This is a genomic window from Natrinema pallidum DSM 3751 (assembly GCF_000337615.1).
GTDB classification, from domain to species: domain Archaea; phylum Halobacteriota; class Halobacteria; order Halobacteriales; family Natrialbaceae; genus Natrinema; species Natrinema pallidum.
The window spans coordinates 1-9,436 of record NZ_AOII01000111.1 but is presented as its reverse complement, the minus strand read 5'-3'; the positions used below and the strand labels follow the sequence as shown (position 1 = coordinate 9,436).

7 protein-coding genes and 2 pseudogenes are annotated in these 9,436 nt (G+C 57.1%); 3 read left to right on the top strand and 6 right to left on the bottom strand.

Annotated features, from left to right (window positions below; translation table 11 throughout):
- Nucleotides 1–75: 75 nt before the first annotated feature.
- A pseudogene (locus C487_RS22270) lies at nucleotides 76–291 on the bottom strand (IS6 family transposase); the annotation flags it as partial.
- Between the two features lie 125 nt (nucleotides 292–416).
- On the opposite strand from C487_RS22270, the gene C487_RS18555 reads away from it, so the two are divergent.
- Nucleotides 417–4,358 carry a PAS domain-containing protein gene (locus tag C487_RS18555; protein WP_162831898.1) on the top strand — a complete coding sequence of 1,314 codons (3,942 nt, stop codon included), beginning with the start codon at nucleotides 417–419 and terminating at the stop codon, nucleotides 4,356–4,358.
- Between the two features lie 420 nt (nucleotides 4,359–4,778).
- Here the strand turns inward: C487_RS18555 and hcsS are convergent, their stop codons facing one another.
- From hcsS to arsD, 4 genes are read right to left on the bottom strand one after another with little or no spacing between them, the layout of a single operon-like run.
- Nucleotides 4,779–4,970: a halo-CC-star protein HcsS gene (hcsS, locus tag C487_RS18550; protein ID WP_006187389.1), complete on the bottom strand. Its 192-nt coding sequence runs from the start codon at nucleotides 4,968–4,970 to the stop codon at nucleotides 4,779–4,781.
- The gene (gene hcsL / locus C487_RS18545) at nucleotides 4,961–5,329 is read right to left on the bottom strand and encodes a halo-CC-star protein HcsL (protein ID WP_006187388.1); all 369 of its coding nucleotides are present in this window, start codon (nucleotides 5,327–5,329) and stop codon (nucleotides 4,961–4,963) included. Before hcsL ends, hcsS begins: the two co-directional genes overlap by 10 nt.
- Nucleotides 5,326–7,257, bottom strand: coding sequence for an arsenical pump-driving ATPase (arsA, locus tag C487_RS18540; protein WP_006187387.1), 1,932 nt, complete (start codon nucleotides 7,255–7,257; stop codon nucleotides 5,326–5,328). Before arsA ends, hcsL begins: the two co-directional genes overlap by 4 nt.
- Nucleotides 7,258–7,260: 3 nt before the next feature.
- On the bottom strand, nucleotides 7,261–7,590 hold the full coding sequence (arsD, locus tag C487_RS18535) for an arsenite efflux transporter metallochaperone ArsD (protein WP_006187386.1): 330 nt from the start codon (nucleotides 7,588–7,590) through the stop codon (nucleotides 7,261–7,263).
- 323 nt (nucleotides 7,591–7,913) lie between these two features.
- Here arsD and C487_RS18530 point away from each other — a divergent pair, with 323 nt between their 5' ends.
- Both C487_RS18530 and C487_RS18525 read left to right on the top strand, forming a co-directional pair.
- Nucleotides 7,914–8,306 (top strand): ArsR/SmtB family transcription factor, encoded by a 393-nt coding sequence (locus C487_RS18530; RefSeq protein ID WP_006187385.1) that lies wholly within the window; start codon nucleotides 7,914–7,916, stop codon nucleotides 8,304–8,306.
- Between the two features lie 189 nt (nucleotides 8,307–8,495).
- Nucleotides 8,496–8,927 carry a low molecular weight phosphatase family protein gene (locus C487_RS18525; RefSeq protein ID WP_049908283.1) on the top strand — a complete coding sequence of 144 codons (432 nt, stop codon included), beginning with the start codon at nucleotides 8,496–8,498 and terminating at the stop codon, nucleotides 8,925–8,927.
- Nucleotides 8,928–9,009: 82 nt separating this feature from the next.
- On the opposite strand, the pseudogene C487_RS18520 reads toward C487_RS18525, so the two are convergent.
- Nucleotides 9,010–9,345: pseudogene (locus tag C487_RS18520) on the bottom strand (arsenite methyltransferase); the annotation flags it as partial.
- Nucleotides 9,346–9,436: the final 91 nt, after the last annotated feature.

Here is a 9,436-nt window from a genome sequence, read left to right as displayed (position 1 = left end):
GGATCTTCAGAACACAAATCCAGCTTTGGTTCGTCGGTAACTCACGATCCAGCATCAGTTAGCTCCGGATGCTTTGTGAGGTACTGAGGTTTGGTACCAGTGCTGAATCGTGGCTCGGCGTCGTTCGACGCCGAACTACTCACAGAGGTCTCGACACTCCGCTAACGAGGCTGCTCCAGCATGGGCAGCGCACGCCAGCCTGATCAGCCAGGCTGGCGTTCGCGTCCGATCGGTATCCAAACATTCCACATCAGAAGAACCCGTTACATCGACGTGGAGTTCTTTGAACAGCATGTTCCCATTTCCCTCGAAGAACTCCGCTCAGTTCAACCTCAATCCAGCAGTGCCCCACTTTGAGTACTGCACTTTGTCGGTCGGCAGAGAACTCAATAGCTCCTCGGAGCACTGCTCAAGAAATGTTTAACCAATTAGGCAGTCAATCCCCTATAACTGTGCTCGATCTCGCTGGCGAACTAGACGATCCAATCCGCGTCCTCTACGTGAACTCCGATCCCGCGTTCGCGGAGTTGGTCCAAACCAAGTTACAACAGACGAGTACCGAAATCGACTATCGATCTGCGAACGGTATCGACGAGACAATCCACAATCTGAGTGCGGGCCGAATCGACTGTATCGTCACGGCATACTCGCTCGAAGATTCAGACGCTATCGAGCTTACGGAGTCGATTCGGCAGCAGAACGATGAAATTCCGATCATCCTCTTTACCGGACAAGGGAGCGAGGAAATCGCGAGCAAAGCGACTCGTGCGGGCGTGTCGGACTATCTGCCAATACGGTCGGAACGTGATAACTTCACACTACTTGCGGCCCGTATTCGAACACTTGCGAGCGCTGCACGGAAACAACAGGAGGCCGAGCAAACGAAACGCCGCTTTCGACGAACGCTCGAACGCGCTACTGACGCGATTTACGCTGTCGATGGCGACTGGCGCATCGAGTATATCAACGAAAAAATGGCCGAGCGAGTCGATCGTGAACCAGAGGCGGTCGTCGGCGGAATCCTCTGGGAAGAGTTCCCGTCGATCGTCGGGACGGAACTCGAAGAGAGATATCGAACGGCGGTGGAAACCGGAGAGTCCGTGTCGTTCGAACAGCGTCTGGGAGAGCCGTTCGACTACTGGGTCGAAGTGCGAGCGTTCCCAGATGACGACGGCTTGACCGTCTTTTCACGCGAAATTACTACTGAGCGAGAACGAAAACTGGAGCTAGAGCGCAGTGACGCGATTCTAGAGAACATCCACGATGTCGTGTTCATACTCGACGAACAGGGTGATATCGAATTCGCGAATACGGCTGCGAAGCAGTTGTTAGCAGGAGATCGATCGGCCCAGCTCACGGGACAACAGCTTGAAACGGTCGTCGGTGGCCGCATTAGCGAGTTCGATGCAACGCGATTCTCCCGGGCAGTCAAATCGGGACTCGACGGGATAGAGGGCGATAGTGGTTTCACTGGTCTGGACGATGCAAACCTGCAACTCAACATTCTGTCCGGGGCCGGTGAACGAACGCTCGACGTCCAGATCACGCCGTTCCAGAGTCAAAAGAACAAGCAAGTGCTCGTCGTCGCTCGAGACGTTACCGAACAAAGCGAGGTGAAGCGTCAATTGGAACGAGAGCGAGACGCACTCCGAGACCTCCAGACCGTCATGGGAGAAAGCGATATCTCGGTCGAGTCACGGCTCCAGAGCCTATTGGAAGTCGGCTGCCAGACTCTCGGGCTCGAAATCGGAATCGTCTCACGGATCCAGGAGAGCGACTACACAGTCCAAGCAGTTCACGCACCAGCGGCCGATATCGAAGCTGGTGATCAGTTCGATCTCGAGGCGACGTACTGTGCGGAAGTCGTTAGCACGGATTCGGTCTGTTCGTTCGCAGACGCCGTGAGCGACGGAAAAGAGGCCCACCCTGCCTATCGTGAATTCGAGTTAGAGTCGTACATCGGCGTGCCTCTCGTCGTTGATGATACCCGTTATGGGACAGTCAATTTCTCGAGTCCAACGACGCGAGTCGCTCCGTTCGGAGCGCTTGAACGAACGTTCGTCGAGTTGTTAGCGAAACTCGTGAGTGCCGAAATTTCACGCAGTCGTGACCGTGCCAAACTCGAGCGCCAAGAGTTCCTGTTCGACCGCGTCCAGAATATTGCGGATGTCGGTATCTGGGAGTACTACCCATCGAGCGGCGAGCTCACATGGTCTGATGGGGTCCGCCAGATACACGGTGTCGACGAGAACTACGAGCCATCACTTGAGGAGGGGCTCGAATTCTATCATCCTGACGACAGGGAGATGATTACCGCAGCAGTCGACCAGGCAATCGAAGACGGGGAACCGTACGACCTTGACCTCCGGATCGTGCGCACCGACGGGGAGGTGCGTGATGTTCGGGCGTGGGGAGAATACGTCGACGACACACAGCGCGGCGACTCAGCACTTCGGGGCGTTTTTCAGGACGTAACGGAGCGAGAAGCGGAACGCCGTGAGTATCGAAAACTCGCGGAGGAATACGAGGCGTTGCTCGAAACATCCGGAGACGCAATATTCCTGCTCAATGTCGATACCGCTGGTGAGAACTCGTCGTTTGAGTTCGCCCGGCTCAGTCCCGGATACGAGACACAGACCGGACTCACAACTGAGGAAGTTCGCGGCAAGACGCCGCAGGACGTGTTCGGCGACGAACAGGGTTCTGAACTCGAAGCCAATTACACTCGCTGCGTCGATCAGCGTGCGCCAATCTCGTATCGTGAAGAACTCGATATCAGTGACGATGCTCGGTTCTGGGAGACGAGCCTCGCACCGGTCGTTGTCGATGGCGAGACCGTTCGCGTTGTGGGCATCGCTCGAAACGTCACCGAGCAGGTCGAGCGAGAGCGCGAACTCGAAGCGACGAACCAGCGACTCGAATCACTCATCGAGGCCACGCCACTCACCGTGATGGAGATCGACACTGACGGCACCGTCATTCGTTGGAACGGTGAGGCTGAAAATATGTTCGGCTGGTCGCGGGAAGAAGTACTTGGCGAGTTCAATCCGATGGTCCCGGACGAGCAGGAGGCCGAGTTTGCATCACACAAGCAGCGCGCCCTGAGCGGCGAGCGAATTCGGGCGAAGGAGATACGCCGGAAAACGAAAGACGGAGACGAGTTGGACCTGCTCCTGTCGGTCGCGCCGATTACAGATTCCGACGGGGAAACCACGAGCATCCTTGCCGTCTTGGAGGATATTACTGAACAGAAACGGTTGGAAACCCGCCTTCGGTCGCTTCAGGAGACTGCACAGCAGCTTAGCGGCGCTGAATCAAGTGAAGAGATCGGAGCTATTGCCGTTAATGCGGCAGCCGAGATAATTGATCTTAATATTACTGGAATCTGGGAATACGACGAGCGAGAGGACGCACTCGTCCCAATCACAGAGACTCCCGCAGCACGAGACCTATTCGACGTGTCTCCCAGATTCACTCCTGGGGACGGTCTCGCTTGGGACGCGTTTGAGTCCGGAGAAACCCAGGTATATCATGACATCCGGACCGAGGGTCAATCCCACAACCCGAACACGGAGATCCAAAGTGAGATTCTCGTCCCACTAGGAGAGTATGGGCTCATCTCGACAGGATCAATTTCCACACAGGCCTTTTCTGAGACAGACATCGATCTGTTTCGGATTCTCGGTGCGACTGTCGAGGCAGCACTCGCACGAGCGAGTCGAGAAGAGGAGTTACATCGGCAGAACGAGCGACTGGACCAGTTCGCGAGCGTCGTTGCCCACGACCTGCGGAACCCGCTCTCAGTCGCAATGGGGTTTCTCGAAGTCGCAGAGGAGACCGGGAACGAGGAGCATTTCGAAGAGGTCGAATCTGCACACGCCCGAATTGAACGACTCATCGAAGACCTCCTTACGCTGGCACGTGGAGAGACGACGATCGGGGATAGAGAAGAGATTAACCTCAAGAGAATTACCACCGAGGCATGGGGATACGTCGATACCAACGACGCAACGCTTACAATTGCAGATGAAGTCCCGACAGTGACCGGCGACGCAGGACGTCTGACACAGCTCTTTGAAAATCTCTTTCGGAATGCAGTCGAGCACGGTGGTGCCGACATTATAGTGACCGTGGGTCGACTAGACGAGGACGACGGATTCTACGTTGAGGATAACGGCAGCGGGATTCCGCAGGAGAAGCAAGACAAAGTATTCAAGCACGGTGTTACGTCCAGTGAGGGGGGTACCGGATTCGGGCTCTCAATCGTGGCCGACATCGCGAAGGCACACGGCTGGACGGTTTCGGTGGCAGACGGAACCGATGGCGGGGCACGGTTCGAGTTCAAGCGGTCGAAATAGTACTGGTTGTCAGTGAGCAAACCGTGCCCGCGGCCTATGCATTGAGGAGGCCAGTCTCAACTACCATGAGAGATATGGAAGTTGAGTCCACAGCGGGTTCAGCGGGCCTGAAATCCGTGGTTTCGGACGAATTTGATCACGAAAATGCTGTCTCGTGTCCCACCCGTGGAGTCCTTGCAGGACGAACAGTCGGGTGTCCATCTCATAGCGTGTCGAACGTGCGTACCGGTCGTAGGCCTCGAAGCTGAAGTAGGCCAGTGGAAGTGTGGGGACGAACTGGTCAACGAATCATGATCGGGATATGTAAACCAGGTTTCCGAGACGAGCCGACCATCCGAGTGAAATCCGGCCAGTGTGGTCCGATTGTAGTATCGAAAGATTACACGCCGGGACGTAGAGGTCGAAGCCACAGAATTGGTGTTAGCAGCAGTCGCTTCCAGCGCCGCAGACATCACCGTACTCGAGGCCGATCTCGTCGCTGATCGCTTCATTACACTCGATTAACAGCGACTCGAACTCAGCCGCCGTTGCCTCCGATTGTGCTACATCGAGGTCCTTACCGAGCGCTTCAGCCGCGGCCAGAACTTCATCGTCAGAGGTACTCAACAGCACCCACCTCCCAGAGACTGCGCGAATTCCTGCCTGATTTGTTCGCTGATGACGTCGTTCGTCTGCTCGAGGAGGGCGACGAGTTCCTCCTGTGCTGCCCGGTGCTGTTGGATGGTATCGTTGTTCGAAACCTCGGTCTGTAGCTCCTGTAATTCGCTCATGACCGACGAGTCGAACTCGTCCGCTTGCAGTTCCTGTTGTTTTTGCTGGTACGCTTCGAGTAGGGACTGTGCATCCTCGTCGGCCTCGAGTCGTTGGCTCGCGTCCACGAACTGCTGATAGGTCGCTGAGTCGCGGAGCGCCTCGATGAACGCCTGAAGCGACTCCTCGACGGCCGGCTCTTTCGACACGGATTCGCTCACGACGCCGTCACCTCCGGTTCCGTCTCCTCCGTGATGTCGTCCAGCCCGGTGATTTCCGCACCGAACGCGCGCAGTTCATCTAATCCAACCGGTTCGTCCTGGCGTAGCGGGGCGAGCATCATCGGTACGTCGAAGCGATCGCTGATCTCGCCGAGGTACTCCTGCTGCTGGGCGCGGCGCTTCTCGAAGAAGGCATTGTCGCCGTACTCTTCGGGGAGCAGGTAGTTCGCGACCACCAGCGAGGTCTCGATCCCGACCTGATCCTCGAGATCAGCGGCGGCCCGGTAGGCCTCCATCATCGGGGTGTACTCGGGGTACATCACGAATGCAAAGGTGCTCCGTTCGGGGTCCTTCATCGTCTCGATGACCTCGTCGTACTGGTCGCCTTTCGCGGGTGCGGCACCCTTCGTCAGCGAACCGAGGTCCATGAACCCTTTCCAGTCGGAGGGTAATTCGAGCAGTCGGAGTGTGTGCCCAGTGGGGGCGGTGTCGAAGACGACGACATCGTAGCCGTCCTCGTCGAAGTAGCTCACGAACTTCTCGAGGGCGGCCATCTCTTCGGCACACGGTGACTCCAGTTCCTCTCTGACGTTCGCGATCGCCGCATCCACGTCGATCTGGGTGTCCTCCTTGTCCTCGTACATCTCGGTGACGTGGTCGAGGACCTGCGTGCGGTACTCTTCAAGCGCTTTCTCCTGGTCGATCCGCGCCGCGTCGAGGTTCGCCTGGCCAACCGAGGTCGGCTCGTGGCCGACCCGTTCGCCGAAGATGTCCTCAAGGTGGGCAGCCGGGTCGGTTGTGACGACGAGCGTTTCGTGGCCCGCTTCGGCGAGCTTCGTCGCCGCCGTCGAAGCGATCGTACTCTTGCCGACGCCGCCCTTGCCGGTGAAGAAGAGATACTGCGTCTCGTCGCCCGGTCGAAGCTGGTCGGCGACTGCTTCGGCGTCAGCCATCGACTCAAAGTCGATCGCAGTTTCGGTGTCTCCGTCCGTCGCCGTCCCGACATCGACGGTCGCCTCGTCGCCGTCGTAGAGGACGCCGCCGACATCCGCGAGTAGGTCGAGCCCTGCAATCTCGCCGGGCTGGAGTGGATACGTCGCCATCGCGTCGGCGTCGAAGTCCGTCCGTGCGCGCTCAATGACGGCCTGCTCGTCTTCATGCTTTCCCTCGAAGAACGGATCTTCACACACCGAATCGGGGAGGTAGCCGTTGATGATCAGCAGCTGGGACTCGATCCCGAGGTCGCCAAGATCGCTCGCGCTGCGTTCGATCTCGTCGATCGAAGAGTCCTCGGGCTTGCCGACGAACGCGAAGGAGGTACGCTCGTCGTCCTGAAGGGTGTCGATGGCGCGCTCGTAGTCCTGTTTGCGCTCTTCCATCGAGGCTGCCGGCCCGATACAGGTCGAGCCGCCCTTCTCCAGTTCGGCGTTCCAGTCGGATGGGAGCTCCATCAACCGAATAGTGTGACCGGTCGGCGCTGTATCGAAGACGACCACATCGTACTCGGGGCTATCCATGAAGTCGACGAAGTTGTCGAAGGCAGCGATCTCTTCGACACATGGGCTGTTGAGTTGCTCTTCGACTGTTTCGAGTTGCTCGTCGTCGAGCAACTGTCGCATCGGCTCGATCGTTTCCTGCCGGTACTCCTCGGCGGCGGCATCCGGATCGATCTCGATGGCCGAGAGGTTCTCGATGTCGTCGATAGCGGTGACTTCGTGACCGATATCCTGCCCAAAGATGTCCGAGAGATTCGGTGCAGGATCAGTCGTCACCAGCAGTGTCTCGTAGTCGTTGTCCGCGAGCCAGGTCGCCGTCGCACAGCTCACGGTACTCTTACCGACGCCGCCTTTGCCGCTGAAAAAGACGAATTCGGTCTCCTCGTTCGTCGGCTCTACGACCGCTCGTGCGTCGGTGGGCGTCGTGCTCATGGGTTAGGCCTCCTGGGTCGGGGTGGCAGCGTCGAGTGCTGCCGCAAGTTCGTCGTATGAGAGGTACTCGGACTTGGCGACAATTTCGTCGTCGACGACAGTGATCGGCAAAATCGAGGGACCGTGTTCCTCGACCAGATCGGAAATGGGCTGCGTCTCGAGGAACTGGTCGATGTTGTGCTGCATGTTCGCCCGTGAGACGTCGACGTTCTCGAATTCCGCTTCGAGCTGGTCAAGAGCGGCGCTTACTTCGACGAGTTCTTCGTCGGGATCAGGACCACAAACGCCAGTGGAACAACACATCGCTTCTTCGTACAGGGTGAGTTCAGTCATTGATCGGAAAAGAGGATTTGCTCAATTGTCTGGTCAACGGTTCGGCGGTCACCGGTCAGATAGTAGCCGTAGTTCCATCGCATTCAATTGAGGGATTGTTCAAACATAGTCATAAGCTCTTCGGCTCGCACAGACGTATTCAACACTCGAGTCGAAACGGACGCACTACAAGAACGCTTTAAGACGCTGAATCGATGTGTTGTTGTCGATAGAGTTCTCAGCACTATCTTACAGAGTTCTAAAGTGACAGCGTTGCTATTGAGTGTGCCCTGTGCGGGGGATACTTCATAATACTTAATCCGATATCTGCTCAATCGATGTGTATGTCATCGACCGAGCGACTACAGCGATACCTCGCCGACGAACGAGGTGGGTGTGGCGACGATGAAGTATCCCGGCGTCTGGCGGAACTCGAAGAGATCGACGCGGCCGCAGGCGGACCTGCGCTGGACGAGGACGTTGGCTTGCTATCGGCGCTCGCGAACGAGACCCGGTACAAGATCATTCGTATCCTTCACATCGCCGGCGAAGAACTCTGTGTCTGTGAATTTGCGCCGCTGCTTGACGTCAGCGACAGCGCAATCAGCCATGCGCTGTCCCAACTCACCGACGCTGGACTTATCACTCGCCGAAAAGATGGGAAGTGGCGGAAATATCGAGCGACAGCGCGTGCCAATGCCGTCCTCGTCGCCCTCGACGGATCGCGGAAGCTGTGATCGGAAACAGAAGCGATCGACACAGTCCGTCTATGAACGACTTCCCCACTGTTCGGACAAACTACATTTTCGGGGTAGCTGTCAGTGACCGATAATAGCCAACGTTCGATATGATGACTAGTGAGAGGTATATAGTGAAAAGGAATCCTCATAGGAGCGCTTAACTCGATATAAAAGGAGAGATCGTCTATGGATACGGCATCACCGGTGACATTTGGATTTGTGTGTGTACAGAATGCGGGGCGAAGCCAGATATCGGCTGCGTTCGCCGAGCGGGAACGTGATCGCCGGAAATTAGGTGACAATATCGAAATCCTTACCGGCGGTACACACCCGGCTGAAAGCGTTCACGACGAAGTGATCACGGTCATGCGAGAGCGAGATATCGATCTCTCGAACCGGACACCACGGGAGGTCTCGACTGACGAACTCGAATCGTGCGATGTCGTCGCCACGATGGGCTGTTCGACGCTGGAACTGGATGCGGAGAACGTCGACATTCGAGACTGGGCGCTAGACGATCCGCACGGGCAAGATCTCGATACTGTCCGCGAGATTCGTGACGACATAGAGCAACGCGTCGAGATGCTGTTCGACGAGTTCTATCCGGACGAACCGTAGCGTAGGCGTAATCGGAGGGTTCGTTCGGCCCTCCGATCGCACAATTCCCAACTGGGCAAGGCTGCCAGTACGTTTCGGTTAGCTAGGGATCTTGTGGCGGCTTCCGGGCCTCGATAGTGGCCGAGACGAGATAGTCACCGAGGTCGCGATCGGCGTCCCAATCACTGATGAACTCGGTGCTCTCATCTTTGGGCGCGATCTCGATTGCGTCGAAGCCGGCACTGTCGAGCATCGCTTCGAGATCCGCAACGGTCGACGCACCGGCGACGCAGCCAGTTAGCGAGTCCGGGTCCATCTTGACGTCGTCGGGGAACGGCGCGGTTTGGACGACGTCTGAGATGGCGACGCGCCCACCGGGCCTGAGGACACGATAGGCGTCGTCGAACACGAGCTGTTTTTCCGGGGCAAAAGGTAGTATCAGTACCTCACAAAGCATCCGGAGCTAACTGATGCTGGATCGTGAGTTACCGACGAACCAAAGCTGGATTTGTGTTCTGAAGATCCATTCC

Coding starts and splice junctions, on each gene's coding strand:
- C487_RS18555 (WP_162831898.1), top strand. CDS start 417: ATGTTTAACCAATTAGGCAGTCAATCCCCTATAACTGTGCTCGATCTC.
- arsA (WP_006187387.1), bottom strand. CDS start 7,257: ATGAGCACGACGCCCACCGACGCACGAGCGGTCGTAGAGCCGACGAAC.
- arsD (WP_006187386.1), bottom strand. CDS start 7,590: ATGACTGAACTCACCCTGTACGAAGAAGCGATGTGTTGTTCCACTGGC.
- C487_RS18530 (WP_006187385.1), top strand. CDS start 7,914: ATGTCATCGACCGAGCGACTACAGCGATACCTCGCCGACGAACGAGGT.
- C487_RS18525 (WP_049908283.1), top strand. CDS start 8,496: ATGGATACGGCATCACCGGTGACATTTGGATTTGTGTGTGTACAGAAT.